Source organism: Methylobacterium sp. AMS5, from assembly GCF_001542815.1.
Lineage (GTDB): Bacteria > Pseudomonadota > Alphaproteobacteria > Rhizobiales > Beijerinckiaceae > Methylobacterium.
The window spans coordinates 3,979,433-4,005,811 of sequence record NZ_CP006992.1; the positions used below are offsets into that span (position 1 = coordinate 3,979,433).

The 26,379-nt window shown below is 69.7% G+C and carries 23 protein-coding genes and 1 riboswitch; of the genes, 10 read left to right on the top strand and 13 right to left on the bottom strand.

All coding sequences use genetic code 11. The features are described 5' to 3' along the window. Window position 1: 1 nt before the first annotated feature. From Y590_RS17890 to Y590_RS17925, 8 genes are all read right to left on the bottom strand, one after another. Window positions 2-652, bottom strand: coding sequence for an urea amidolyase associated protein UAAP2 (locus Y590_RS17890; protein WP_060771031.1), 651 nt, complete (start codon window positions 650-652; stop codon window positions 2-4). 14 nt (window positions 653-666) lie between these two features. Beyond that, window positions 667-1,479 carry an urea amidolyase associated protein UAAP1 gene (locus Y590_RS17895; protein WP_060771032.1) on the bottom strand — a complete coding sequence of 271 codons (813 nt, stop codon included), beginning with the start codon at window positions 1,477-1,479 and terminating at the stop codon, window positions 667-669. An 88-nt stretch (window positions 1,480-1,567) separates the two neighbouring features. After that, entirely contained in the window at window positions 1,568-1,915 is a 348-nt protein-coding gene (locus tag Y590_RS17900) for a cupin domain-containing protein (RefSeq protein ID WP_060771033.1), read from the bottom strand. A gap of 11 nt (window positions 1,916-1,926) precedes the next feature. Next, a complete protein-coding gene (gene glnT, locus Y590_RS17905) occupies window positions 1,927-3,300 on the bottom strand; it encodes a type III glutamate--ammonia ligase (RefSeq protein ID WP_060771034.1) in 1,374 nt (457 codons plus the stop codon). Window positions 3,301-3,305: 5 nt separating this feature from the next. Further along, the gene (locus Y590_RS17910) at window positions 3,306-4,106 is read right to left on the bottom strand and encodes a creatininase family protein (protein WP_060771035.1); all 801 of its coding nucleotides are present in this window, start codon (window positions 4,104-4,106) and stop codon (window positions 3,306-3,308) included. Next, window positions 4,103-5,038 carry an ABC transporter ATP-binding protein gene (locus Y590_RS17915; protein ID WP_060771036.1) on the bottom strand — a complete coding sequence of 312 codons (936 nt, stop codon included), beginning with the start codon at window positions 5,036-5,038 and terminating at the stop codon, window positions 4,103-4,105. The genes Y590_RS17910 and Y590_RS17915 overlap by 4 nt, the downstream gene beginning before the upstream one ends. Continuing rightward, the gene (locus Y590_RS17920) at window positions 5,035-6,090 is read right to left on the bottom strand and encodes an ABC transporter permease (RefSeq protein WP_060771037.1); all 1,056 of its coding nucleotides are present in this window, start codon (window positions 6,088-6,090) and stop codon (window positions 5,035-5,037) included. Before Y590_RS17920 ends, Y590_RS17915 begins: the two co-directional genes overlap by 4 nt. 11 nt (window positions 6,091-6,101) lie before the next feature. After that, window positions 6,102-7,127: an ABC transporter substrate-binding protein gene (locus Y590_RS17925; RefSeq protein ID WP_060771038.1), complete on the bottom strand. Its 1,026-nt coding sequence runs from the start codon at window positions 7,125-7,127 to the stop codon at window positions 6,102-6,104. A gap of 440 nt (window positions 7,128-7,567) precedes the next feature. Next, a riboswitch (guanidine-I (ykkC/yxkD leader) is annotated at window positions 7,568-7,677 on the bottom strand. A gap of 505 nt (window positions 7,678-8,182) precedes the next feature. Between Y590_RS17925 and Y590_RS17930 the strand changes: the two genes are divergently transcribed. The 4 genes from Y590_RS17930 to Y590_RS17945 all read left to right on the top strand — a co-directional run bounded on the left by Y590_RS17930 (window position 8,183) and on the right by Y590_RS17945 (window position 12,731). Next, window positions 8,183-9,511 (top strand): quaternary amine ABC transporter ATP-binding protein, encoded by a 1,329-nt coding sequence (locus Y590_RS17930; protein WP_060771039.1) that lies wholly within the window; start codon window positions 8,183-8,185, stop codon window positions 9,509-9,511. Next, window positions 9,427-10,278, top strand: coding sequence for an ABC transporter permease (locus Y590_RS17935; protein WP_060771040.1), 852 nt, complete (start codon window positions 9,427-9,429; stop codon window positions 10,276-10,278). The genes Y590_RS17930 and Y590_RS17935 overlap by 85 nt, the downstream gene beginning before the upstream one ends. Window positions 10,279-10,462: 184 nt before the next feature. After that, window positions 10,463-11,299: a glycine betaine ABC transporter substrate-binding protein gene (locus tag Y590_RS17940; RefSeq protein ID WP_060771041.1), complete on the top strand. Its 837-nt coding sequence runs from the start codon at window positions 10,463-10,465 to the stop codon at window positions 11,297-11,299. 82 nt (window positions 11,300-11,381) lie between these two features. Then, window positions 11,382-12,731, top strand: coding sequence for a putative porin (locus Y590_RS17945; RefSeq protein WP_060771042.1), 1,350 nt, complete (start codon window positions 11,382-11,384; stop codon window positions 12,729-12,731). Between the two features lie 314 nt (window positions 12,732-13,045). Here the strand turns inward: Y590_RS17945 and Y590_RS17950 are convergent, their stop codons facing one another. Beyond that, window positions 13,046-14,077 carry a GlxA family transcriptional regulator gene (locus Y590_RS17950; RefSeq protein ID WP_060772353.1) on the bottom strand — a complete coding sequence of 344 codons (1,032 nt, stop codon included), beginning with the start codon at window positions 14,075-14,077 and terminating at the stop codon, window positions 13,046-13,048. Between the two features lie 436 nt (window positions 14,078-14,513). Between Y590_RS17950 and Y590_RS17955 the strand changes: the two genes are divergently transcribed. The 6 genes from Y590_RS17955 to Y590_RS17980 all read left to right on the top strand — a co-directional run bounded on the left by Y590_RS17955 (window position 14,514) and on the right by Y590_RS17980 (window position 21,719). Next, complete coding sequence (locus Y590_RS17955) at window positions 14,514-15,767, top strand: sarcosine oxidase subunit beta family protein (RefSeq protein WP_060771043.1); 1,254 nt, start codon at window positions 14,514-14,516, stop codon at window positions 15,765-15,767. Window positions 15,768-15,792: 25 nt separating this feature from the next. Next, window positions 15,793-16,089: a sarcosine oxidase subunit delta gene (locus tag Y590_RS17960; protein WP_060771044.1), complete on the top strand. Its 297-nt coding sequence runs from the start codon at window positions 15,793-15,795 to the stop codon at window positions 16,087-16,089. A 1-nt stretch (window position 16,090) separates the two neighbouring features. Further along, complete coding sequence (locus Y590_RS17965; protein WP_060771045.1) at window positions 16,091-19,078, top strand: sarcosine oxidase subunit alpha family protein; 2,988 nt, start codon at window positions 16,091-16,093, stop codon at window positions 19,076-19,078. Then, window positions 19,071-19,661 carry a sarcosine oxidase subunit gamma gene (locus tag Y590_RS17970; RefSeq protein ID WP_060771046.1) on the top strand — a complete coding sequence of 197 codons (591 nt, stop codon included), beginning with the start codon at window positions 19,071-19,073 and terminating at the stop codon, window positions 19,659-19,661. Before Y590_RS17965 ends, Y590_RS17970 begins: the two co-directional genes overlap by 8 nt. 77 nt (window positions 19,662-19,738) lie before the next feature. Next, window positions 19,739-21,100: an L-serine ammonia-lyase gene (locus Y590_RS17975; protein ID WP_060771047.1), complete on the top strand. Its 1,362-nt coding sequence runs from the start codon at window positions 19,739-19,741 to the stop codon at window positions 21,098-21,100. Window positions 21,101-21,563: 463 nt separating this feature from the next. Continuing rightward, window positions 21,564-21,719: a hypothetical protein gene (locus Y590_RS17980; protein ID WP_245517562.1), complete on the top strand. Its 156-nt coding sequence runs from the start codon at window positions 21,564-21,566 to the stop codon at window positions 21,717-21,719. Between the two features lie 203 nt (window positions 21,720-21,922). On the opposite strand, the gene Y590_RS17985 is transcribed toward Y590_RS17980, so the two are convergent. From Y590_RS17985 to Y590_RS18000, 4 genes are read right to left on the bottom strand one after another with little or no spacing between them, the layout of a single operon-like run. Further along, complete coding sequence (locus Y590_RS17985; RefSeq protein WP_060771048.1) at window positions 21,923-22,432, bottom strand: prolyl-tRNA synthetase associated domain-containing protein; 510 nt, start codon at window positions 22,430-22,432, stop codon at window positions 21,923-21,925. Between the two features lie 13 nt (window positions 22,433-22,445). Further along, window positions 22,446-23,240 (bottom strand): adenine nucleotide alpha hydrolase family protein, encoded by a 795-nt coding sequence (locus Y590_RS17990; protein ID WP_060771049.1) that lies wholly within the window; start codon window positions 23,238-23,240, stop codon window positions 22,446-22,448. Next, window positions 23,237-24,460 carry an electron transfer flavoprotein subunit alpha/FixB family protein gene (locus tag Y590_RS17995; protein WP_060771050.1) on the bottom strand — a complete coding sequence of 408 codons (1,224 nt, stop codon included), beginning with the start codon at window positions 24,458-24,460 and terminating at the stop codon, window positions 23,237-23,239. Before Y590_RS17995 ends, Y590_RS17990 begins: the two co-directional genes overlap by 4 nt. Continuing rightward, entirely contained in the window at window positions 24,457-26,340 is a 1,884-nt protein-coding gene (locus Y590_RS18000) for a (Fe-S)-binding protein (protein ID WP_060771051.1), read from the bottom strand. The genes Y590_RS17995 and Y590_RS18000 overlap by 4 nt, the downstream gene beginning before the upstream one ends. Window positions 26,341-26,379: the final 39 nt, after the last annotated feature.

The following is a 26,379-nucleotide window of genomic DNA, read 5'->3' on the forward strand; positions in this document are numbered from 1 at the left end:
GTCAGCCCTCGCCGCGGACGGTCACGCGGATCGGCGTGGGGTTGAAGCCGTTGCAGGGGTTGTTGATCTGCGGGCAGTTGGAGATCACGCAGATCACGTCCATCTCGGCCCGGAGCTCGACATAGTCGCCGGGCGAGGAGACGCCGTCGACGATGGCGAGCCCCCCGTCCTGCTCGATCGGCACGTTCATGAAGAAGTTGATGTTCGGCACGATGTCGCGCTTCGACAGGCCGTACTTCGCCACCTCCAGCGCGAAGTTCTCGCGGCAGGCGTGGAGATACTTGGTAGCGTGGCCGAAGCGGACGGTGTTGCTCTCGCAGGAGCAGGCCCCGGCCGAGGTGTCGTGGCGCCCGCAGGAATCGGCGGTGACGGTGAGCATCACCCGGCCCTCGTTCGACATCACCCGCGTGCCGGTGGTGACGTAGGCCGCGCCCTGCGCCCGCACCGTATCCTGGGAGGAGTAGCGCTCGCCCAGGTCGTCGGCGCGGTAGAACAGGGTATCGACGGCTTGGCAGCCCTCGATGTCCTCGATGCGGAGGGTCTGGCCGGCGCGCACCAGGGTCGAGAACGGCGCCTGTGCGGGCACGACTTGATCCAGAACGACTTCATCCAGAGCGACTTGGTCGAAGAGCGTGGTCACGGTGTCGGTCATGGCTGTCGCTCCCCTCAGAAGCCGGCGGCGGCGTTGTTCTCGAAGCCGCGCACGGCCTCGATCGTGGCGGTGCGGCAGAGGTCGTCCATTGCCGGGGGTGGGGCGCGGAAGCGGGTGACTGCGACCGGGTTCGGCGCGTAGTCGGGCGCCGGATCGAGGGGATGGGGGCAGTTCGAGAGCGCGACGGTCAGGTCCATCTCGGCGCGCAGATCGACGAAATCGCCCGCCGCGCGGCCGGCGGCGTTCCAGGCGAAGCGGCCCTCCGGCCCGACCACGACGGGGGCGAAGAATGCGACGCAAGGAGGGATGTCGCGCCGCTCCAATCCGCTCTTGAGGGCGGCCAGCACGAGGTTGTCGCGGGTGTTGCGGTGCGGACCACCCGCATAGCGCGCCGCGTTCGAGGCGGCGTCGGAGCCGCCGACGAGGGCGTCGTGCGCGCCGCACGAATCCTCGATCATCGAAAACATCACGCGGCCCATGTCGGAGAACAGGACCCGGCCCTTTCGCAGGGCAGCCGTCCACTGCACCTTCACGGTGTCGGCGGTGTTCAGCCGCTCGCTCGGATCGGCGGCCGACCACGCCACCAGTGCGACGCTCGACGGGCCGTGGTCGAGGCTGAGCCGGAGCGCCTCGCCGGCCCGCAGCGCCGTGGTCCAGTACCAGCCGCCGGGGATGGTCTCGCGGTGAAGCACCGCGGCCTCGTCGAGCGGCACGCCGCCGCGCGGGCTCGGGCCGGGCAGGGCGCGCGGGGCGTGGCCCTGGCCCGCCCGTTTCAGTTCCTCGTAGCGGCGGCGGTTCTCGGCGATGATGCCCGCTTCGTCCGACATTGCGCATGTCTCCGATCAGGGCCGGGTCGTCCCGGTCCAAGAGCCCTGTCGCGGCCGGGCCGTCCCGGCAGGCCAATTTGGGGTTGGACTACTCGTAGAAGGCGAAAAGCTTGCGGGCCGGCTCGACGATCTCCCAGGTGCCGGTGAAGCCGGCAGGCGAGACGAAGGCGTCGCCGGCGCGGAAGGTCGTCCGCGTGCCGGCCTCGTCGGTGACGACGATCACCCCTTCGAGCAGGTGGCAGAACTCGCTCTCGGTGAAGACGACCCGCCACGTGCCCCGCTCCGCCGCCCAGGTGCCGGCGGAGAAGCGCCCGTCGGCACTGGTGAAGTGGAGGGTCGCGGTCTGGACCGGGTCTCCGGCCAGGATGCGCTCGGGCGCCGGCCGGTAGGTCGAGGGTTCGGCGGAAGAGTTCGCGAAGCTGATGACGGTCTTCATCGCAAACTCTCCTAGAACAGATGGCTGTAGCGCTCGATCTCCCACGGGCTCACCGTGAGATGGTAGGCGTTCCACTCCTCGCGCTTGGTGCGGATGAACTCATCGCGCAGCCCCGTGCCCAGCGTCGACTCGACCAGGGGATCGGCGGCGAAGGCATCGACCGCCTCCTGCAAGGTCTGGGGCAGGAACGCGATCCCGCGCGCCCGGCGCTCGCCGTCGCTCAGTTCGTAGAGGTTGTCCTCGTTGGGCTGGCCGGGGTCGATCCGCTCGCGCACGCCCTCCAGCCCGGCCGCCAGCACCAGGGCGGCGGCGAGGTAGGGGTTGACCGCCCCGTCGGCGTTGCGGCTCTCGCAGCGCCCGCCGCCGGCCGGCACGCGCACGGAGTTGGTGCGGTTGTTCGAGCCGTAGGAGTTGAACACCGGCGCCCAGGAGAAGCCGGCCATCGCGCCCTGGCGCACGAGGCGCTTGTAGCTGTTGACCGTCGGCGCGAAGGCCGCGCACAGCGCCCGGCCGTGGCGCAGCACGCCGCCGATGAAGTGGTAGCCGGTCTCGGTGAGGCCCAGCCCGCGGGGATCCTCACTGGCAGCGCAGGCGAACAGGTTGCGGCCGGTCTCGCGGTCGGAGAGCGACATGTTGAAATGCGCACCGTTGCCGGTGCGGTCGGCGAAGGGCTTGGGCATCATCGTGGCGATGAGCCCCTCCTCCTTCGCGTAATGCTTCGTCATCATGCGGAAGAAGGTCAGCCGGTCGCACATGGTCAGCGCGTCGGCGTACTGGAAGTCGAACTCGAACTGTCCGTTCGCATCCTCGTGGTCGAACGAATACAGGTCCCAGCCGAGATCGTTGATCGTGGTTGCGACCTTGTCGAGCCAGGAGAAGTTGTCGATGAAGCCGCGCACGTCGTAGCAGGGCTTCACCAGCTTATCGTCCGCCACCGGCGTGTGCAGCGAGCCGTCGGCGGCCTGGCGCAGCAGGAAGATCTCGCACTCGATGCCGAGGTTGAAGCCGAAGCCCATCGCCTCGGCCTGGGCCAGCACGTTCTTGAGGGCGACGCGGGTCGAGAGCGGGTAGGGCTTGCCCTGGAAGGTGAGGTCGGCCGGCGCCCAGGCGAGCTTGCTCTCCCAGGGCAGCTGGATGACCTGCGAGAAATCCGGGACCGAGGCGAGTTCGTCCTCGTTCGGGGCCTGTCCCAGGCCGTCGAGGGCGTAGCCGGTGTAGCGCTCGGAGCCCGCCGCCATCTGCGGCAGGTGGTCGATCGGCACCACCTTGGCCTTCTGCGCGCCGTGGATGTCGACGTAGGCGCCGATGACGTATTTCACGCCCTTGGCCCGCAGATCCTCCTGCACGGCGCGGATCTGCGGATCGACCTCGTTCGCATGGGCCATGGGTGTCAGGCTCCTTCGGTGACGACGGCCGGGCCGTCGTAGGAATGGGGGAGGGGCGGGGTCTCGGCGAGCCCGCGCCGGACGAGGGCGGTCAGGTCCTCGACCATCCAGGCGAACAGTTCGGCGCCCTCCGCCGGGCTCGCTTCCGAGGGCCGGCCGGTGACGCCGTTGCGGCTGGTGCGGTTGACCGGATGGGCGAAGACGAGCCCCTCGGTGCGGTCCGGGTCGTCGGCATCGACGATGCGGTCTTCCCGCACGAGGGCGGGAGCGAGCGCCTGCATCAGGCCGGTCTCGGCGCGGTTGGCGTGCCAGTCCTCGGCATCCCTGAAATGGGCCGCGCGCACCCGCGCGCTGACGGTCGCGGTGTTGACGAGCGCCAGCATCAGGTCGTCGTGGGCCGCCCGCAGCAATTCGAGCGCGCAGCGCAGGGGCGCGGCGTTGGTGACGTGCCCGTTGACGAGGAACAGGCGGCGCACGCCCGAATGGTAGGCCTGGGCGCCGATCTGCCGGACGAGGTCGGTCATCAGCAGCGGATCGAGGGCGATGGTGCCGGGCCAGCGCCGCGAATGGCCGAGCGAGCAGCCGTAGGGGAGGGTTGGCAGCATCGGCACGCGGGTGCGGGCCGAGACCGCGCGGCAGAGGGCGTCGGCCAGCACGAAATCCATGCCGCAGCCGAGATGCGGCCCGTGCTGCTCGGTGGCGCCGACGGGCAGGAGCGCGGCCCCCGCGACCGCTTGGAGATCACCGGGGATCTCCTCCCAGCTGCGCTCGGACCAGAGCAAGGGAAGGCTCGGGAGGGCGCTCATTCGACCTCGTCCCCCACGCTCGCCATCCGGGTGACCAAATCGAGGCCACCGAGATCGGCCGGACCGTCGGCCTCCGCCTCGCCGGGGTGGATCAGCGCGTCGAGCCGGGCGCGAGTGGCGCGGAATTCCGGCGTCAGGCTCTGGCCGGGATGGCGCGGCCGGGGCACCGGCACCTCGATCAGCTCCTCGACCTCGCCGGGATGGGCCTTCAGGACGAGGATGCGGTCGGCCAGATGCACGGCCTCGTCGAGGTCGTGGGTGATGAAGACGATGGTGATGTCGATCTTGCGCCAGATCTCGATCAGGTAGGCCTGCATCCGCGCCCGCGACTGGGTGTCGAGCGCCGAGAACGGCTCGTCCATCAGCAGGATGCGCGGGCGCATCGCCAGCGCACGGGCGATCGCCACGCGCTGCTTCATGCCCCCCGAGAGCTGATGCGGGTAGGCGTCGGCGAAGCGCTCCAGCCCGATCAGGGCGAGCCATTGCGCCGCCTCGCGCTCGGCCACGTGGCGCGATTCGCCGTTCTCTTCGAGCCCGAACGCGACGTTGCGCTTGACGGTGAGCCAGGGGAACAGGGTGTAGCCCTGGAACACCATGCCCCGGTCGGCGCCGGGGCCGGAGACCGCGCGGCCCTCGACGCTGACGCAGCCGGAACTCTTGGTCTCGAGGCCCGCGAGGATGCGCACGAAGGTGGACTTGCCGCAGCCCGACGGCCCGACGACGCAGAGGAACTCGCGGCGGTGGGTAACGAGATCGATGCCGCGCAAGGCGACGGTCTCCGCGCCGTCGGCGTTGCGGAACACCTTGCCGAGCCCCTCCACCCGCAGGGCGACGTCGCGGGCCTTCAGCCGGTCGAAGCGGGCGCGGACGGGCTCGCACTGGGTGCGGTAGTCGCAGGGCTCCGCGGTCAGCGGGATCGGAGCGCCGCTCATGTCCCGGCCCTCGCGTAGGGGAACAGGCGGCGGCCGATCAGCGCCAGGGCGATGTCGGTGGCGACACCGATAAGGCCGATCACGAGGATCGCCGCGTAGACGTTGTCGAAATGCTGGTAGCGCGCCTGCTGGGTGATGAAGAAGGTGATGCCGGACGAGGTGCCGATCAGCTCGGCGACGATCAGGTAGGTCCAGGCCCAGCCGAGCAGGATGCGCTGGTCGCGGTAGATCTGCGGCAGCACCGCCGGCACGATCACCCGGCGGATCAGGCGCAGGTTGCGCGAGCCCATGGTGAGTGCGGCCTCGACCAGCAGCGGATCGACCCGGCGCGTGGTGTTGGCGATGACGAGCACCTGCTGGAAGAACGTGCCGATGACGATGATGGCGATCTTCGGCCCATCGTAGATCCCGAGGATGGCGACCATCAGCGCGCCGAAGGCGGGGGCGGGGAGGTAGCGCACGAACTCGATCACGGGCTCGGTCAGCCGGGCGATCGTCGGTTGCGCCCCGCACAGGATGCCCAGCGGCACGCCGACGAGGGAGGAGATCGTGAAGCCCCAGAAGATGATCTGGATCGAGTGCCACAGGCTCGCCGGAAGCCAGATCGCGTCGCGCTGGGGCGGCGGCGCGGTGAGCGCGGTCCAGAAGGCGGCCGCCACGGCGTGCGGCGCGGGCAGGTAGACCGGGTTGGCGGAGCGCCCCTCGGGCAGGGCGGTGCCGGCGTCGCGGGCGGTCGCGACCTCCTCGGCGAAGGCCGCCCGCGGCACCCGCATGCCGGGCTCCATCCAGGCCACATCACCGGGGTTCGTCACCTCGACCAGCGGATGCCAGAGGAAGGGCAGGTAGGAGAATGCCGCCCACAGGCCGAGCGGCAGCAAGAAGGAGAGCAGCGTCAGCGTCAGGTGGCGCCGCCGCGTGAGGGGCCGCGCCACGCCGATCCACGACCGTCGCGCCCGGCCGGCGACAGGGGCCGCCCCCGCCACCGGCGGGAGCGGGGCGAGCGCCGGAGCGGCGTCCCCGTCGGACCGGGGCGGAAGCGGTTGGGCGCGCATCGGGGCGCGCCTCACTTGCCGTCGGTGAGGGCGGGATCGATGGCGGCCTTCACGTCCTGCGGGGTCTTGTAGACCTCGAACTTGACGTTGAAGGCATCCGCGTGCCGGCTCGAGCCGTAGAGCGAGCCGAACCCGTCGGCATCCTTCATCACCGCGCGGCCCTCGGCCAGCGTCAGCAGCTTGGTGCCCTTGAGGAAGCGGGTGAAGACGGCGGGCTCGACCCCGACCTTGGCCGCCATGATGGCGACCGCGTCGCCTTGCGTCTTCGGGTCCGTGATGTAGCCGACGACGCGGTCCCACAGGCCGACGAGCTTGATCCAGTCGGGCCGCCGCGCGGCGAGGCTCGCGGGCGTCACGGTCACCACATCGTAGATCAGGCCCGGCCGGTCGGCGGAGCTGTAGAGCGGGCGGGCACCCGCCGCGCCGCGCATCGCCTGGCCGGCGATGGGCTGCCACGCGCCGATGGCGGCGACGTCGCCGGAGGCGAGGATCTGCGGCGTCTCGTTGGTCTTGGCGTTGATCAGCGTCACGTCGCCCTCCTTGATCCCGGCCTTCTGCAGGCCGTCGATGAGGAGGAGATGCTCGACGAGGCCGACTTCGAGCCCGACCTTCTTGCCCTTGAGATCGGCCAGCGACTTCACCCCCGGCTTGCCGACGATGATGTCGTTGCCGTTGGAGAAGTCGGTGAGCAGGATCATGACGTTGCGCGCGCCGTTGCCGCTCATGACGAGGGCGTCGCCGTTGGTGCAGGTCACCGCGTCGAGCTTGCCCGCCGAGAACGCGTCCATCGAGGCGGAGTAGTCGAACCACTCGAACTTGGCGTCGATGCCGGCCTCCTTGAGCCAGCCCTTCTCGATGGCGACCTGCCACGCCACCCAGCCCGGCCAGTCGCTGTAGCCGATGCGCAGCGGCTCGGCGGCCTGTGCCACCGGCGCGGCGAGGAGGCCGAGCGCGAGGGTCATTGCAGACAGGCCGCGCCGGATGCCCGTGAGACCATCGGTGATCAGACGGGGATTGATCAGACTCGGGATGCGCATGTCTCGTCTCCTGGGGTGGCCGAATGGCCGGACACAGCGTGCGACGTTCGGTTCGGCTGTCGGGCGCTCGCGGATTTCGAGCGCGCGGAAAGGCGGCGGCAGGCGGGAAAGCCCATCGTCGGGGACCCGGAGCACGAGCGCCGGGCTAGGGGATCAGGAAGGGAACCGGGAAGAGGGCGCGGATCGGGAAGACCGCAGGCGCGAGACGCTCGCAGCGCCCGCGCACCGGCGCGGCCTATGGGACGATGCTGGGGAAGCCTTTGCCGAGCGCGGCCGAGGCAAGCCGAAGGCCGGTCGGCGGCGCGGGTCGGACGGCACGCAGGCGTGCATCCGCCGAAAATGTCGAAAAGTCTGTCTTGGAGGCTCTGCCGGGCATACGTCCCTTCCCGTATAGAAAGAGATTGTACAAGACCTTCCCTTGCCAATCTCTGGCTAGTGAGGTCTCCCGGGCTTTTATCCCGCCGTGCATCCGCGCGGATGTCTCCCGCCGCGGCAACCGCTCTCGGACCGAACACATCAAAGAGATGCCGGAACCCTAGCGATCAACTCGATGATGGTTTTAGGCCCGGCGTTTTTCTTGGTCAAGCCAAGACCATTCTTGGGCTGCGTAAGTTTTTATCTTTCATGCCCACGTTTTAAGCGCGCTGCAGCCTGAATTCGCATTCGGTGCAAGTGGGCAGAGCGGTGTTCGGCGCCGGATCGGCGGCCGCGAACCGCACGCGGGCTCGGCGAAGCGCCGGATGACGGCATCGACCAGAGTACAGCGCGGCCCCGGCAGGGACTCGTATCGACTGGCCGGGAACCACGGGCCTTCTGCACAAGGCCCGCACATATCTTGCAACTTTATTGAACACATCTGCCCGGAAACGCGGCAAGGACCAACATAGATCGGTCGCCGAGGCGTTAAAATTCCGGAACGTCGGTCGCTGCCAATAAAGCGTCGCAATACGACAAGCCCCCTCGAAGGGCCGGAAATACTCTTACATCGTCGAAGATAAGCTTGTCAGAAAATTCTGCCGTGAACAATATCGGTTTATATCGAAAGGTATCACCCCATGGGCCGGATCAATCTTGAAGGTATCAGCAAGATATTCGGCTCGAACTCCCTCAAGGCGCTCGATCTGATCGCCCAGGGGAAGCGCAAGAGCGACATCGCCGCCGCCTGCGGTGCGGTCGTCGGATTGCGCGATATCTCGTTCGACATCGAAGAGGGCGAGATCCTCGTCCTGATGGGCCTGTCCGGCTCCGGCAAGTCGACGCTCCTGCGCTGCATGAACCGTCTCGTGGAGCCGTCCTGCGGCCGGATCGTCGTGGACGGAGTGGACGTGACCCGGCTCGGCCGCAAGGACTTGCTCGCCTTCCGCCAGAAGACCTTCGGCATGGTCTTCCAGCACTTTGCGCTGCTGCCCAACCGGACCATCCTCGGCAATGTCGGGTTCGGCCTCGAGATCAAGCAGCTCCCGGCCAAGGAGCGGACCGAGCGGTCGATGCAGGCCATCGAACTCGTCGGCCTGAAGGGCTGGGAGACGAAGTATCCCCATGAATTGTCGGGCGGCATGCAGCAGCGGGCGGGCCTCGCGCGGGCGTTGGCCGCCGATGCCGACATCCTGCTCATGGACGAGGCCTTCAGCGCCCTCGACCCCCTGATCCGCCGCGACATGCAAGCGGAGCTGCGCGACCTCCAGCGCAAGCTCAAGAAGACCATCGTCTTCGTCTCCCACGACCTCGACGAGGCCATCGCGCTCGGCGGCCGCATCGTCCTGATGAAGGATGGCGAGGTGGTGCAGATCGGGCAGCCCGAGGACATCGTGGCCCGCCCCGCGACCGACTATGTCGAGCGCTTCGTCGAGCATATCGATCTGGCCGCCGTGCTGCGGGCGGAGCAGGTCGCGGATCGCTCCGCCCCCGTGCTCGCCCCCACGCAGACGGTGGCCGAGGCGCGGGCCGCGCTCGGCGGGGCAGGTGGCCGCACAAGCAACCGGGTTTGGCTCGTCGCCGACGGGGACGGACGGCTGGTCGGCCGCATCTTCGCCGAAAGGCTCGCCTCCGCCCGGCCGACCGAGCCCCTCTCCAGCCTGCTCGATCTCGGACAGTCCGTCGTCGAGGCGGACAGCCGGCTGGACAGCCTCCTCGCGACGGTCGCCGCCGAGGAATCCGTCGCGGTCGTGGGCCGGAACGGACGCCTGATCGGCGCCATCACGAGCCGTGACGTCGTGCAGGCGCTCGCCGCGCGGCCCGGCACGCACGGTCAGCCGCATGCCGGTGCCCCGATCCCCTCAAAGCCGTCAGGAGCCCCGACATGGAGTGGAACGTCCCCAAATTCCCCCTCGACACGCTCAGCGACAACGGCCTCGACTGGCTCACCGAGCATGGCAGTTGGCTGACCCGAGCCGTCAGCCGCACCGTCTCCGACTGGATCGAAACGCTGACCACCGCCCTCGTCGCGATCCCGCCATGGCTCTGCATCGCGGTCGCGGCCTTCGCGGCTTACCGGGCCGGCGGTCGCAAGATCGGGCTCCTGACCCTCGTCGGCCTGCTGTTCCTGTGGAACCTGCGGCTCTGGCAGGCGACGGTCGAGACCCTGGTCCTCGTCACCATCGCCACCGCCGCGGCGCTCGTGATCGGCGTTCCCGTCGGGATCTGGTTCGCGCTCAGCCGACGGGCGTGGCGGACCTTCTCGCCGATCCTCGACATGATGCAGACGCTGCCGAGCTTCGTCTACCTGATCCCGGCGCTCCCCTTCTTCGGGCTCGGCGCGGTCTCGGCCTGCTTTGCCACCATCGTCTTCTCGGTCCCTCCGGTCATCCGGCTGACGGCGCTCGGCATCCGCAACGTGCCGGGCGAACTCGTCGAGGCCTCCGACGCCTTCGGCAGCTCGGCGACCCAGAAGTTGTTCAAGGTGCAGTTGCCGCTCGCGCTGCCGACCATCATGGCCGGCGTCAACCAGACCATGATGCTCGCCCTCTCCATGGTCGTCATCGCGGCGATGATCGGCGCCGGCGGATTGGGCCGCGCGGTCTGGCAGTCGATCCAGCGGCTCGAGGCGGGCGCCGGCTTCGAGGCGGGCATCGGCATCGTGATCGTGGCGGTGATCCTCGACCGCGTGACGCAGGCCCTCGCCGCCCGGGCTCGTCCGCACGGTGTGGCCTGAGCCCTCGATCTCCGGTCGGCAAACCGAATCCGCTTGCGTTCGCCTTCCATTAGAATAACATATGACATATTGTGACTTGAACACTGACCGGCCGGATCTCTCAAAGATCAAGACTTCCCGGACCAAGCTCGGTCTCGGTCCAGGACCGGACTTCACCTCTCGAAAAGCCCGAAAGGTTCACTTCATGCGCGCTCCGATACTTGGGGTGATGGCCTGCCTTGCGCTGATCGCACCGCCGGCCGAGGCGGCGGACAAGCAGGTCCGGCTCGCCTACGTGGAATGGGCCGACGCGGTGGTCGCCACCAACATCCTCAAGCTCGCCCTTGAGGAAAAAGGCTACCAAGTGAAGACGATTCCGCTCGCCGCGGCCGCCATGTGGCAATCCGTGGCGACCGGCGACGCGGATGCGAGCGTCGCGGCCTGGCTCCCCGTCACGCAGGGCGCCTATTACGAAAAACTGAAGAACCGCATCGACCTGATCGGCCCGAACGTCACGGGGGCCCGGATCGGCTGGGCCGTGCCCGCCACGTCGTCCCTCAACTCGATCGAGGATCTGGCGACAAAGGCCTCCGAGGTCGACGGCAAGGTGATCGGCATCGATCCCGGCGCCGGCGTGATGAAGAGTTCCGAGGCGGCGATCAAGGCGTACGGCCTCAAGGTCAAGCTGCTCGACGGCAGCGACGCCACGATGACCAGCGCGCTGAAGGACGCGGTGCGGCAGAAGAAGGACGTGGTCGTCACGGCCTGGACGCCGCACTGGATGTTCGCGCGCTACGACCTGAAATACCTCGCCGACCCGAAGAAGAGCTTCGGCGAGGCCGAGAGCGTGAACACGCTGGCCCGCAAGGGGCTGAAAGAGGACATGCCCGAGGTCTACGCGATCCTCCAGAAGTTCAAGCTCACCATCGAGGACGAAGAAGCCGTGATGGCGGAGAACGAGGAAAAGGGCGCCAAGCCCGAGGCGACCGCCGCGAAGTGGATCGCGCAGAATCGCGCGACGGTCGATGGCTGGCTGAAGTGACGGCCCGGTCCGAGACATAAGAAAAACGACGGGAAACAGCTCGGAAGGCGACCTGGGTCTTCATTCAAGGGGGTTGGGGGATATGACGGCGAACGGTTTGGCGGCTGCCCTCGTGGCATGTGCCGCAGGGGTCATGCTGTGCCCATCCACAGCCGCGGCGCAGGCGCAGGGCCCGGTCGAGGTCAATGCCGAGCCCAGTCAGGCCAACAGCGAGCAGCCGGTTGCCGTCGCCGATCCGCGCTACACGCCCGAATCCCGCAGCAATTTCGATCTGGGGCCGCCGAAGGGCAAGACCGACTCGGGGACCTTCACCTTCGGCGGTGCCATCCGCGCCCGCTACGACTGGCGCTTCGACGATGCCAGCCGCGGCGGCGTGCGCAAGGCGCGGGAGAATTTCGACTTCGATACCCTCGCGCTCAAGGCCACCTACGATTCCGATACGATCTTCGGCTCGGCCCAGTACCGGTTCTACGGCGGCAGCTCGATCTACGGCCCTCGCAGCGGCTATCGCGGCAATCCGGGCGAGGTGAGCTACCCGATGTGGGCCTATGTCGGCTATAAGTTCACGCCGGAAGACAGCATCACCGCCGGCATCAACCAAGCTCCCTTCGGCTTGACCCCGTATTTCGGGACGAGCTTCCTCGAAACGCTCGGCTTCACCATGGGCCTGGAGGAAGTGTACAATCTCGGCGTCAAGTTCTCGCATGTCGAGCCGGACCTCAACTATCAGGTTGGGTTCTATCCGGGCTCCGCCCCCAACGCCTTCGGCCTGAGCCCGGACAGCGCGCGCTACGCCACCGCGATCGTCCGGGCCGACCCCTACGTCACGTTCGGAACCAACAACGCCGAACAGAACATGTTCATCGGCCGGGCGGAGTACTTCGTCCTCAAGAACGACACCGCCTCGCTCGCCTTCGGCGCCTCGATCTGGCACTCGGACATCTACAATTTCGATACGCGCCAGACCGGCACCAAGCAGCTCGAAGGTCTGCACGCGCTCGGCACCTACGGCCCGTGGGGCTTCAAGGCGATCTATGTCCGCCAGGACATCGACCCGAAAAACCCCTTCCGCAACGATCTCGTCACGGTCGGCGGCTTCGACTTCTCGTACAACCTCGCGGCGCGCGGTAACTTCGTCTCGGCGGAGGTGACCTACAAGGTCCCAGATCCGATCGGCCCGTTCACCGTAGTGCCCTTCGCCGGCTTCAGCGCCTTCTACAAGGACAAGGCGAATTTCCGGGCCAGCGAGCGCTTCACGCTGGGCGGCGCCTGGACCCTGACCGCCGATCCGAACCTGATCATCTACACCGAGGCCGCCATCGGCCGGAACGACCCCTATGTCGGCGTCGGCGAATTCAACGACGGCCTCGCCCAGGGCGGCGAGAACCGCTGGAAGTCGCGGTTCATCATGAATATCGGCTACTATTTCTAGAGTATCATCCCGAAAGGTGGCCTCCGACTTTCGGGACGATGCGAAAACAAGAGGCTAGAGCATCGTCCTGGATTTGATTTCCAGCACGATGCTCTAGGATCGCTGTTCTCGTGAGCGGCGCGCCGGCTTCCCCTGGGAGCCGGCGTTTTCGCTTTCCAAGCCCGCCCCCGGGGTCCGATCCCGTTGTGGGTCCGCCTCGGCACACGGCCACCCACGCTCAACGGGGTGCCGCATCATCCAGCGCCGCGTTGAGCGGATCGGTTCCTCACCCGTCATCGCGAGGCGTCGTCCGAACGAATCGAGCGGAAACCGTCTCAGACGCGGGCGGCGGCGTGTCCCTGCATCGCCTTCCGCTCCGCGCTCGGCGGCTGGCCGAAGCAGTCGAGATAGGCCTTCGAGAAGTGCGAGGCCGAGGTGAAGCCGCACTCGAACGCCACCGAGAGCAGCGGCATCGCCGTCTGGCGGATCAGGGTGCGGGCGTGTTCCAGGCGGATGCGCAGATAGTGCTTGGCCGGTGAGCGGCCGAGATATTTCAGGAACAGCCGCTCGAGCTGGCGGGTCGAGAGCTGTACCGCGTCGGCGAGTTCCTGGCTGCCGAGCGGCTCGGCGAGCGAGGTTTCCATCAGCCCCACCACCCGCAGCAGCTTCGGGTGCGAGACCCCGAGGCGCATGCGCAGGTCCATCCGCTGACGCTCACCGGATTCCCGGATGCGGTGGTGAATGAGCTGGTCGGCAACCTCCGAGGCCACGCTCGGCCCGTGGTCGCGCATGATCAGCGACAGCATCATGTCGGCCGCCGCGGTGCCGCCGGCGCAGGTGAAGCGGTTGCGGTCGATCTCGAACAGGTCCGAGCCGATCTCCAGCCCGTCATGCTCCGAGACGAGGCCCGGCAGGTTCTCCCAGTGGATCGTCGCCCGGTATCCGTCGAGGAGGCCGGCCTTGGCCAGCACGTAGGTGCCCGTGCACACCGCGCCGATCGCCGCCCCGCGGGCGCTGCACCGGCGCAGGGCCGAATGGAGGGCGCGGTGATCGGGGTGCTGGATGTCGATGCCGCCGCACACGACCAGCATGTCGAAGTCCTGCGCATCGCAGAAGCGGCCCGCGACCTTGACCTCGATCCCGTTCGAGGCGGTGCATTTGGTGCCGTCCTCCGACCACAGCGAGAAGCGATAGAGATCGCGGCCGACCGCGCGGTTGGCGAGCCGCAGGGGCTCGATCGCCGAGGAGAAGGCGATCATCGAGAAGCGATCGACCAGCATGAAACCGACGGAGATGGCTCTCCCGGTCACGGCCTCGCTCGCCGCAGCAACACCTGCCGGGCATGTGGCCCCGGCCGCGATCGTCATTTCCATCCCGACCACCGTTTGTCGGCCTGTGCCGCGGCTTGGTGGGCAAGTCGCGTGCCGGTCCGATCCTGCGCCGGCGGGGAAGCGATTCGGGGTCGCTCCGGCTGTGCCCGGCACGGTCGATCGGACGCGGCACCTCCGCAAAGGCGACGCCCACACCGGAACTTAATCTCCGATCGGCCGTCGAAGGCAATAGAATAATTCTTGTTTGCCCCTCGGATCACCGCCGCGTGATCGGGCACGTCATCCGGTTTGTCGGTCGACCGGCTGCGCGAAGCATTCAACCGAACAGGGCCGGTTGACGCCGCGCCGCGGCCTTTCGGTGGGACAGGCCGGGAAATCGATCGAAGTCGGGAATCCCAAACTCGCGGTCGCCGTCGATCAAGCCCCGCCGCGGGGCGCGGACCATGATCCGTCAACACCGCGAGGTCGACCGATGCGCCGCTTCTCCCTCACGTCGCTACTCTCCGAATCCCTGCGGGGCCATACGGGCTGGGGCCGCCAGTGGCGCGCCCCCGAGCCCAAGCCCCGCTACGACGTCGTCATCGTCGGCGGCGGCGGGCACGGGCTGGCGACCGCCTATTATCTCGCCACCGTGCACGGCATCACCAACGTGGCGGTGCTGGAGAAGGGCTGGATCGGCGGCGGCAATACCGGCCGCAACACCACGATCATCCGCTCCAACTACCTCTACGACGAGAGCGCGGCGATGTACGAGCACGCGCTCAAGCTCTGGGAGGGTCTCAGCCAGGAGCTGAACTACAACGTCATGTTCTCCCAGCGCGGCGTGTTGATGCTCGCGCACAACATCCACGACGTCCAGAGCTTCAAGCGCCACGTCTACGCCAACCGCCTCAACGGCATCGACAACGAGTGGCTCTCGAAGGAAGAGTGCAAGGCATTCTGCCCGCCGCTCGATATCTCGGGCTCCTTGCGCTACCCGGTCCTCGGCGGCGCGCTCCAGCGCCGGGCCGGCACCGCCCGCCACGACGCGGTGGCCTGGGGCTATGCCCGCGGCGCCGACGCCCGCGGCATCGACATCATCCAGAACTGCGAGGTCACCGGCATCCGCCGCGACGCCTCCGGTGCGGCGGTGGGCGTCGAGACGACCCGCGGCTTCATCGGCGCCGGCCGGATCGGCGTGGTCGCCGCCGGCCACACCTCGACCCTGATGGCGATGGCCGGCGTGTCGATGCCGCTGGAGAGCTACCCGCTCCAGGCGCTGGTCTCCGAGCCGGTCAAGCCGTGCTTCCCCTGCGTGGTGATGTCGAACGCGGTCCACGCCTACCTGTCGCAATCCGACAAGGGCGAACTGGTGATCGGCGCGGGCACCGACCAGTACACCTCCTACAGCCAGCAGGGCGGCCTCCACATCACCACCCACACGCTGGACGCGATCTGCGAGCTGTTCCCGCAATTCACCCGGATGCGGATGCTGCGCTCCTGGGGCGGCATCGTCGACGTGACCCCGGACCGTTCGCCGATCATCGGCAAGACCCCGGTTGAGAACCTGTTCGTCAATTGCGGCTGGGGCACCGGCGGCTTCAAGGCGACCCCGGGCTCGGGCCACGTCTTCGCCCACACCCTCGCGACCGGCACGCCGCACGCGATCAACGCCCCCTTCACCCTCGACCGGTTCCGCACCGGCCGCCTCATCGACGAGGCCGCCGCCGCGGCCGTCGCGCACTGATCCGCATCCGTCGGGAGCTCGAACCATGCTGCTGATCGCCTGTCCCCATTGCGGCAAACGGCCCGAGACCGAGTTCCGGTGCGGCGGCCAAGCCCACATCGCCCGCCCCGCCGACCCGATGAGTGTCGATGACGGCGGCTGGAGCGAGCACCTGTTCGTGCGCGCCAACCCCAAGGGCGTGCATGCCGAGCGCTGGTGCCACGTCCACGGCTGCGGCCGCTGGTTCAACGCCCGGCGCGACACGGTGAGCGACCACTTCCTCGAGACCTATCCGATGGGCGCAAGGCCCGGCTCCGAAACCAAGAGCGAGACGAGGACGTGAGATGGCACAGCCGTTCAGATTGTCCCGCGGCGGACGCATCGACCGCACCCGCCCCATCGTCTTCGAATTCAACGGAAAGCCGGTCCACGGATTCGCCGGCGACACCGTCGCCTCGGCGCTGCTGGCCAACGGCATCCACCTCGTCGGGCGCTCGTTCAAGTACCACCGCCCCCGCGGCATCCTGAGCCACGGCCCCGACGAGCCGAGCGCGCTGCTCTCCGTCGATCGCGGCCCCGGCCGGGTCGACCCGAACAACCGCGCCTCCGTGGTCGAGGCGCGCTCGGGGCTGCGCACGACCTCGCAGAACCACTGGCCGTCGCTCGAATTCGATGTCGGCGCGGTCAACGATTGGCTCTCGCCGGTCTTCGTGGCGGGCTTCTACTACAAGACCTTCATGTGGCCCCGGACGTTCTGGGATCGGGTCTACGAGCCCTTCATCCGCGCCGCCGCCGGTCTCGGCAAGGCGCCGACCGAGGCCGATCCCGACCGCTACGCCAACCGCCACGCCCATTGCGACGTGCTGATCGTCGGCGCCGGCCCGGCGGGCCTGTCCGCCGCGCTCGCAGCAGCGCGCACCGGCAAGCGCGTCATCCTCGCCGACGAGGGCGCGGAGCCCGGCGGCGCGCTCCTGCACGACACCACCTCGCAGATCGACGGGCGCTCCACGGCGGACTGGCTCGCCGAGACGCTGGCCGAACTCGATGCCTGCGAGAACGTCATCCTGCTGCCCCGCGCCACCGCCTTCGGCTACTATAACCACAACCACGTGGCGATGACCGAGCGCGTCACCGACCACCTGTCGTCCGCCGCGGGTCAGGCGCCCCGCGAGCGCCTGTGGCAGGTGCGGGCGGGCGAGGTCGTGCTCGCCGGCGGCGCCCAAGAGCGCCCGCTGGTCTTCGCCGACAACGACCGGCCGGGCATCCTGCTCGCCGAGAGCGTGCGGGTCTTCCTCAACCGCTACGGCGTGGCGCCGGGCCGCAAGCTCGTTTTCGCCACGAGCGGCGCCTCCGCCTACCAGGCCGCGCTCGACGCGCGGGCCGCCGGCCTCGACGTCACCCTCGTCGATCTGCGCCTGGAAGCGGATTGCGGGCCGGAACTGGCGCGCCTGCGCGCCGCCGGGGCCGAAGTGCTGACCGGCCAAACCGTGGTCGGATCGAAGGGCCGGAAGCGCGTCACGGGTCTCGTCGTGGCGCCTGTCGGGAGCGACGGCCGGTGCGGCGGCCGTCGCATTCTCCCCTGCGACTGCGTCGGCATGTCCGGCGGCTGGACGCCCGCCGTCCACCTGTTCTCGCAGTCCCGCGGCAAGCTCGCCTACGACGATGCCATCGATGCCTTCGTGCCGAGCGTCTCGGCCCAGGCCGAGCGTTCGGCCGGCGCGGCGCGGGGCCGCTACGACCTCGCCGCCTGCCTCGCGGACGGCTTCGCCGCCGGTGCCGCCGCCGCGGGCTCGGACGCGCGGCAAGCTTTCGAGGCGACGCAGACGCTGACCGGCTTCCAGCCGGTGCGGATCATGCCGACGGATGCGAACCCGGCCAAGGTCCGCGCCTTCGTCGATTACCAGAACGACGTCACCGCCAAGGACATCAAGCTCGCGGTGCGCGAGGGCTTCCAGTCGATCGAGCACGTCAAGCGCTACACCACGACCGGCATGGCGACCGACCAGGGCAAGACCTCGAACATGAACGCGCTCGGCATCGTCGCCGGGCAGCTCGACAAGGCGCTGCCGGCGGTCGGCACCACCACCTTCCGGCCGCCCTACACGCCGGTGACCTTCGGCGCGCTGGTGGGCCCCGCCCGCCACGCCCTGTTCGATCCGATCCGCACCACGCCGATCCACGAATGGGCGGAGGCCCACGGCGCCCTGTTCGAGAACGTCGCCCTGTGGCGGCGCGCCTGGTACTTCCCGAAGAACGGCGAGGATCTGCACGCCGCGGTCGCCCGCGAGTGCAAGGCGGTGCGCGAGGGGGTCGGCATCTTCGACGCCTCGACGCTGGGCAAGATCGAGATCGTCGGCCGCGACGCCGCCGAGTTCATGAACCGCCTCTACATCAACCCCTGGACCAAGCTCGCCCCGGGCCGCTGCCGCTACGGGCTGATGCTGAAGGAGGACGGCTATATCCTCGACGACGGTGTCGTCGCCCGCGTCTCGGACGCCTGCTTCCACGTCACCACGACGACGGGCGGTGCCGCCCGCGTCCTGGCCCACATGGAGGACTACCTCCAGACCGAGTGGCCCGACCTCGAGGTGTTCCTGACCTCGACCACCGAACAATGGGCGGTGATCGCGCTTCAGGGCCCGAAGGCCCGCGACGTGATCGCGCCGCTGGTCGACGACATCGACCTGTCGCCGGAGGCCTTCCCGCACATGGCGATGCGGACGGGCACGATCTGCGGCGTGCCGACCCGGCTGTTCCGCGTCTCGTTCACCGGTGAACTCGGCTTCGAGATCAACGTGCCCTCCGACCACGCCCGCGCGGTCTGGGAGGCGGTGTTCGAGGCGGGCCAAGCCCACGGCATCACGCCCTATGGCACCGAGACGATGCACGTGCTGCGCGCCGAGAAGGGCTACATCATCGTCGGCCAGGAGACCGACGGCACGGTGACCCCGGACGATGTCGGCATGGCCGGCATGATCCCGAAGGCCAAGGGTGACTTCGTCGGCAAGCGCTCGCTGGCGCGCCCCGACGTGGTGGCCTCCGACCGCAAGCAGCTCGTCGGGCTCATGACCGACGATCCGACGTTCGTCCTCGACGAGGGCGCGCAGATCGTCGCCGATACGGGCCAGCCGATCCCGATGCGCATGCTCGGCCACGTCACGTCGAGCTACTGGAGCGCCAATTGCGGACGCTCCATCGCGCTGGCCCTGGTCGAGGGCGGCCGGGAGCGCATGAACGGCCATCTCCACGTCACCACGCCGGACGGGTTCACCCGCGTCACCGTCTGCGAACCGGTCTTCTTCGACGTCCAGGGGGAGCGCATCCATGCTTGAGACCCGCTACCGCGCCGCCCGCGCCCTGCCGCTCGGCGCACAGTCCCGCCCTGCCGCCACCGGTTCGGGCGTATCGGTCCGGCCCGCGGGCGCCGAGGCGCGCTTCTCCCTGCGGGTGCGGCTCGCCGACGGCGCCGCGCCGAAACTCGCCGGGCTCGCGCTCGAGACGCCGATCAACACGCTCGGCACCGACGGCGAGACCTGGCTCGCCCGCCTCGGGCCCGACGAGTGGCTCGTCGGCGGCCCGGAGGCCGATGCCGACCTCCTCCAGGGACGGATCCATGAGGCGCTCGCCGGGTTGTCCCATTCTCTGGTCGACGTCTCGCACCGCAATGTCGGCATCGACGTCTCGGGCCGGCAGGCGGCGGCGGTCCTCAATGCCGGCTGCCCGCTCGACCTGTCCGAGACCGGCTTCCCGCCGGGCAGCGCCACCCGCACCCTGCTCGGCAAGGCCGAGATCGTGCTGCTGCGCCCGACGAACGCACCGCTCTACCGCGTCGAGTGCTGGCGCTCGTTCTCGATCTACGTCCACGGCTTCCTCAATGAGGCCGTCTTCGGTGTCGAAGGACCCGCCGCGCACTGACATCCTGTCGTGACGCGCCTCCCCCCGAACTTGCATAGACCCTGGGGAGAGGCACTCGAGAGAAAGCAACGGACCCGATGATCAGCACCTTCGATCTGTTCAAGATCGGGATCGGTCCGTCGAGCTCCCACACCGTCGGGCCGATGGTCGCCGCGCGCCGGTTCCGCGAGACCGTGCTCGCCCGCGGCGGCGTGGCCCGGGTAAGCGCCGAGATCTACGGCTCGCTCGCCTGGACCGGCCGCGGCCACGGCACCGACGTGGCGATCCTGCTCGGGCTCATGGGCCACGCGCCCGCCACCATCGATCCCGACCGGACCGCGCCGCTCGCCGACGAACTGCGCCGCACCGGCGATCTCGGCATTCCGGGCGTCCATTTCGAGCCCGAGCGCGACCTCGTCTTCAACTTCAAGGACATCCTGCCGCTGCACACCAACGGCATGCGCTTTCGCGCCTACGATGCCGGGGATGCGCTCCTTGAAGACCAGATCTTCTACTCGGTCGGCGGCGGCTTCGTCGTCACCGCGGCGGAGGCCGAGGCGGCGTCCACCGGGGATGCCGGGCAGGAGCCGCCCCCGCTCGCCTTCGGCAGCGGCCGCGAACTCCTCGACCTGACGCTGCGCACCGGGCTGACGATCCCGCAGATCCAGCTCGCCAACGAGCTGACCCTGCGCACGCACGAGGAGATCGATGCCGGCCTCGACGCCATCCGGGATGCGATGTTCGCCTGCATCGAGCGCGGCCTGCGCATGGACGGCGAGTTGCCCGGCGGCCTGCGGGTGCGGCGGCGCGCCAAGCGGCTCTACGAGTCGCTGGAGGCGACGAAGCTTTCCAACAGCCGCCCGGCCCACGAGATCATGGACTGGATCAGCCTCTACGCGCTGGCCGTGAACGAGGAGAACGCCTCGGGCGGCCGGGTGGTGACGGCGCCGACCAACGGCGCGGCCGGCATCGTGCCGGCGGTGCTGCGCTACACCCGCGACTTCTGCCCCGATTGGAGCGACGAGCGCGGGCGCGAGTTCCTGCTCACCGCCGCCGCCATCGGCGGGTTGATCAAGGCCCGCGCCTCGATCTCGGGGGCGGAGGTCGGTTGCCAGGGCGAGGTCGGCTCGGCCGCGGCGATGGCGGCGGCGGGGCTCGCCGCCGCGCTCGGCGGCTCGGCCCTCCAGATCGAGAACGCCGCCGAGATCGCCATGGAGCACCATCTCGGCATGACCTGCGACCCGATCGCCGGCCTCGTCCAGGTGCCCTGTATCGAGCGCAACGCCTTCGGCGCCAACAAGGCGGTGGTGGCGGCCTCGCTGTCGCTGCGCGGCGACGGCCAGCACCGGGTGAGCCTGGACGAGGTGATCGAGACCATGCGCCAGACCGGCCACGACATGCAGGCCAAGTACAAGGAAACCTCGCTCGGGGGGCTCGCCGTCAACGTCGCCGCCTGCTGAGGCCCCGCGCCCGCCGTCGCGGGTGGGAACGACCGGCTCGCGCGGATCGCCCTCCGCGGCACGAAGCGCCGATCGGACCCGTGTCGGCCCTTTCCCGATCACACCGGCACCGACCGATCCCGCAACCCCTCTTCCGGCCCCGGACGAGGGGTTTTTCGCATGGATTCCGCTCTCCGACAGGGCAGCTTGCCGCCAGCAACGCCCGCCCGGACGGGCGCCCTCATGCAAAATAGGTGAGCAATTCGCTAATTTTCGGGCTTTCTTGCTCAATGCATGCGCATGGAGCAAGTCTGCTCCCAAGCTTCCACGCTCCTCCGAGGACAGAGGAAGGATCATACGAGTTCCAACGCGGGCCGTCCTCGTCTTGATCAACGACGGCGCGATCGAGGCTCATCTCATGTTCGGCAACATTTTCGAAAGTGTTCGCGCCCAGCTCCGCGCTCGGGCGAATGAAGAGGATCTGATGGACCTCAGCGATGCGGCGCTGGCCGATATCGGCCTGAGCCGGGCCGCGCTGCCGGGTCCGCGCTTCCGCATCGAGCCGGCTCCGGTCGAGGCGAAGGCCAGCGAGACGCTGTTCATGTCCTTCGCCTTCCCGATGGCCATCCAGCGCGCCTGAGGGCCTGCCTGAGGGCATTTATGAGTGACTCACAAAGCTCCCGGTCTCTGAACGCTCTCGTTCTGGCGATGACAGCGCGGCGGGAGTTTTGTGAGAGATGCTAGAGCATCGTGCTGGAAATCAAATCCAGGACGATGCTCTAGACTCTATTTTTCGCATCATCTCTTTTCCGAAAGCCGGCAACCACCTTTCGGGACGATGCTCTAAGCCGCCGCGCTCTCCGGCAGGGCGACGGCCGTGGGCTCGTGACCCTCGGCGCGCAGAACCGCCACGAGATCGGCCGGGACGAGCGAGAGCGTGCGGGTGCTGACAAGCGGGTGGATGTTGACCCGCGTCTCCTCCAGCAGGCTGTCCTGGAGGAACACCCGCACGGCGCCCGGCGCGGCGTTGAGCGCCGCGAGCGGCGACACGGCCCCGCTCTCGACCCCGAGCTGCTCGCGCAAGGCGTCGGGGCTGGCAAACGACAGGCCGCCACGCGCACCGAGCACCGACCGGAACGCCTTCAGGTCGACCTGAGCGTCGTGCTGGAGCGTGAGGAGGAAGTAGGTCTTCTTTCCGTCGCGCAGGAACAGGTTCTTGGTGTGGGCCCCGGCGATGTCGCCGCAGATCGCCATCATCGCCTCGACGGTGAGGACGGCTTCGTGCTCGTAGAGCTTGTAGGCAATGCCGCGCTCGCGCAGCCGCGTCAGCAGATCGTCCGGGCTCAGGGGCATCGTTTCGCTTTCCTCATGTTTTCGGTTCCGCCGGCGGGGCGAGTACGCCGATCTGACGGAGATAGGCCAGGATCTCGCGGGCGGCGTCCTCGGGATCGGGCTCGACCAAAAGCCGGCCGCCCGCGGCCGAGCCGCCCTCGCCGGTGGCCGCCTTCAGCCGTTCCGCCGCCGAGCCGCCCGCGGGCGCGCCCTTCACGATCCTGGGCCGGCGGCGATAGGGCCGCTCCTCCACCGCCAAGGCGAGAGCCGGGAATACGGCCGGGGCGACGGCAAGCGCCTCGATGCGCCCGCGGCGGGCCTGGCCATAGGCGTAGGCGAGGGGGGCAGGGGCGTCCGGGTGGCAGGTGACGACGACCGGTCCCCGCACCACCACCCGGCGCAGGGCGCCCCGCCCGAGGCTCTGATCGAGACGCAGGGCCCCGTCCGCGTCGAGCGCCGCCGCGACCACGTCTGGCACCAGGGGTATCGAGAGGGCGCGAGCCAGCGCGTAGGGCACGAGGCCGCTCTCGTCGCCGCCCTGGCTGCGCCGCCCGGCCAGGATCAGCTCGGGGGCGATCTCGGCGAGCCGCGCGGCGAGCACCGGCACCGGGTCGTCGCCGGCCGCGACCGCGAGTTGCTCGATGCGGGGCAAGCCCTGGCCCAAAGCCTCGGCGACCGCGGCGGCGTCGGGCCCGGCATGCAGGCCGAAGGTCTCGGAGGAGGCACCGAGCCCGGCGGCTAGGCGGATCGCCTGCGCCTCGAGCCGCGGCAGCACCGGCGCACCGGAGACCGGATGGAGCCCGGCGGAGAGAAGGACCGCGATTCTCACGACGCCTTCCCCTCTCCGGCGGCCTCTTCGGCGAGCAGCCGCAGCAGGGCCGGCATCACGGCCTGGGCGTCCTGCACGATGGCGAGGCCCGCCCGCTCGATCATCGCCGCGTGGAGATCGGTGTTGACCGCCACCACGTGCTCGCAGCCGGCCACCCCCTGGAGATGCTGGGGCGCGCCGGAGATGCCGAGCGCGAAGTAGCAGGTCGCCGCGAGCACCGTGCCCGAGGCGCCGACTTGGGCGTGACGCGGCATCAGCCCGGCATCGCACAGCACGCGGCTGGCGCCCGGCGTCGCGTTGAGCCGCGCCGCCACTTGGCGGAAGGTGTCGAGATCGGAAAGGCCGTTGCCGGCGGAGACGACGAACTCGGCGAGCGCGAGCGGCACGGTCGCGGGGTCGGCCGGGATGCGCGTCGCCGAGACGATGCTTGGGGGAGCGTCCGGCGGGACCGAGCCCTCGAAGGGGAGGGCGCGGGCCTCCCGCGGCGGGCCGGCATAGTCGGCGACCGCGCCCGGCGCCACGGTGGCGAGGCGGGGCGGGGCGAGGCTCTGCTCGACCCGGCGGCCCCGGGCCGGGCGGACGAACCCCTTGGCGGCCACCACCTCGGCATTGGTGAACAGGGCCTCGTCCAGGCCCACCGCGATCCGGCGGGCGAGGTCGCCGCCGTCGAGGGATTCCGGGAACAGGGCGTGGCGCGCCCCCAGGCCCGCGAGCGCGGCCTCGATGCGGGCGGCGCGGCCCGCCGGGTCGTAACCCTCCGCGCCGTCGAGCCGGAGCACCCGGTCGGCGCCCGCCGCGCCAAGCCCCTCGCAATCGCCTTGCGTGAGGACGACCACACCGCCCTCGCGGCCGGCGAGCGCCCGCGCGGCGCCGATCACCTGCCGGTCGTGGCCCGAGAGACGGCCGCCAGGGGCGTCCGGTACCACCGCGACGAGAAAGGCGGGCGACTCGACGATGATCGTCTTCGGCGCCTCGGCCACCAGCACGGACCGGGGCGCGGCGGCGACCGCATCGCCCATCGGGCGGCCGATCTGGCTGAGATCGTAGCGCGCCCGCGCAAGACCCCCGATACGCTGCGCCTCGCGCTCGGCCCGCGGGTCGCGGCGGGGCCGCCCGGAGCCGGTCGCACGGCGGGTGCGGTCGTAGCGGGGGCGGGGGGCCTCGGCGGCGATGAGGAAGGCCGCCCACTCGGCCCGCGGATCGCGGCGGGGGCGGCTCATCGGCCCGCCTCCACCGCCTGGAGCAGCAATTCGGCCACGTCGCGGATCTCCGCCTTGCGGTCGGTCACGCCCTCCAGCATCGCCGTGCAGGAGGGGCAGGCGACGGCCACGATTCCCGCGCCGGTCTCGGCGGCCTGGGCCATGCGGATGTCGGGGATACGGCGCTCGCCCGGCACGTCGCTCACCGGCGCGCCGCCGCCGCCGCCGCAGCACATCGCCCGGCGGCCCGAGCGGGTCATCTCGCTGCGGGTGACGCCGATCGCGTCGAGCACGGCGCGGGGGGCCTCGGTCTCCCCGTTGTAGCGGGCGAGGTAGCAGGGGTCGTGATAGGTCACCGAGAGGTCCGGCAGGCGGCCGGGATTGAGCTTGCCCGCCCGGATCAGCTCCAGCAGGAAGGCGGTGTGGTGCACGACCGTGTAGCGCCCGCCGAAGGCCGGGTACTCGTTGCGGAGCGCATGCAGCGCGTGCGGGTCGGCGGTCACGATCCGCTTGAAGCGGTACTTCGCCAGCGTCGCGATGTTCTCCCGCGCCAGCGCCTGGAAGGTCGCCTCGTCGCCGAGCCGCCGGGCGAGGTCGCCGGTGTCGCGCTCCTCCGCGCCGAGCACCGCGAAATCGACTCCGGCCTCGCGCAGCAGCCGCACCAGCGCGCGCAGCGAGCGGCCGTAGCGCAGGTCGTAGGCGCCCTCGCCGAGCCAGAGCAGGACATCGACCCCCTCGCGGTCCGCGATCCGCGGCAGGTCGAGCCCGGCGGCGAAATCGGTGCGCGCGGCGAGCGGGCGCCCGCCGGGATCGCCGGACTGGCGCAGCTCCGTCACCGGAACGACGGCCTTCTCGGGCAGCGCCCCGCGCTCCAGCGCCTCGTGCCGGCGTAAGGAAACCACCGCATCGACATGCTCGATCATCATCGGGCATTCCTCGACGCAGGCGCGGCAGGTGGTGCAGGACCACAAAGTGTCGGGGTGGATGCGCGCATCCGGCCCGATCAGCCGGGCCAAAGCCCCGCGCTCACCCTCCGCCACCCGGCCGCCGGGATAGGGGTTGCCGGCATAGGCGGGCTCGGCGGGCGAGAGACCAGCGACGAGATCCTGAATGAGTTTTTTGGGGTTCAGCGGCTGGCCGGCGGCGAAGGCCGGGCAGGCGGTCTCGCAGCGTCCGCAGCTCACGCAGGCATCGTAGGACAGGAGCCGGTTCCAGGTGAAGTCGGCCGGCATTTCCGAGCCGAGGCGGGGCGCGTCGAGGTCGAGGGGCTGGAGCGCGGTGTCGGGCCGGCCCTCGAACCGGCCGGGCCGGGGATGGGCCACGAGGTGGAGCGCGCCGGCCGCCGCATGGCGCATCGGGCCGTGGCGCACCTCGAAGGCGAGGCCGAGCCCGCCAGCCGCCGCGAGCGCCAGGGCGACGGAGCCGAACAGGCCACCGCCGCCGCCGAGCGCGAGGATGAGGGCGGTGAGCGTGCCGCCGATGGCGTAGGCGACGAGCAGGAACGGCAGGATTTGGAAACGGCCGGCGGAGAGCCGCTTTGGCTTCTGCGGATAGCGCCGGGCGCCCACCAGCAGCGCGCCGATCGCGGTCACGCCGAAGGCCAGCGCCACGAGGAACCAGTAGGGCCGGAAGTCCGCCAGCGGCGGCAGGATCGCCAGCGCGGTCAGGATCGAGGCCGCGAGCAGGCCGCCGGCCACGACCGCGTGCATGCGCGAGGCGTAAGGATCGCGCGCCACGACGTGGTGGACATCGACGAGGTAGCGGCGGGGCAACTTGGCGAGCCCGTCGAGCCACGCCACGGGCGCGGCGGCGCCGACGCGCCAGAGGGCGGCGCGGCGCAAGCCCTGGACGAGGGCGAGCGCCGCCATCAGCCAGACCAACCCTGTGAATGCGTAGCTCATGATGGCGCCGCTCGTGCCTGCATCACGGAAGGAGTCTCA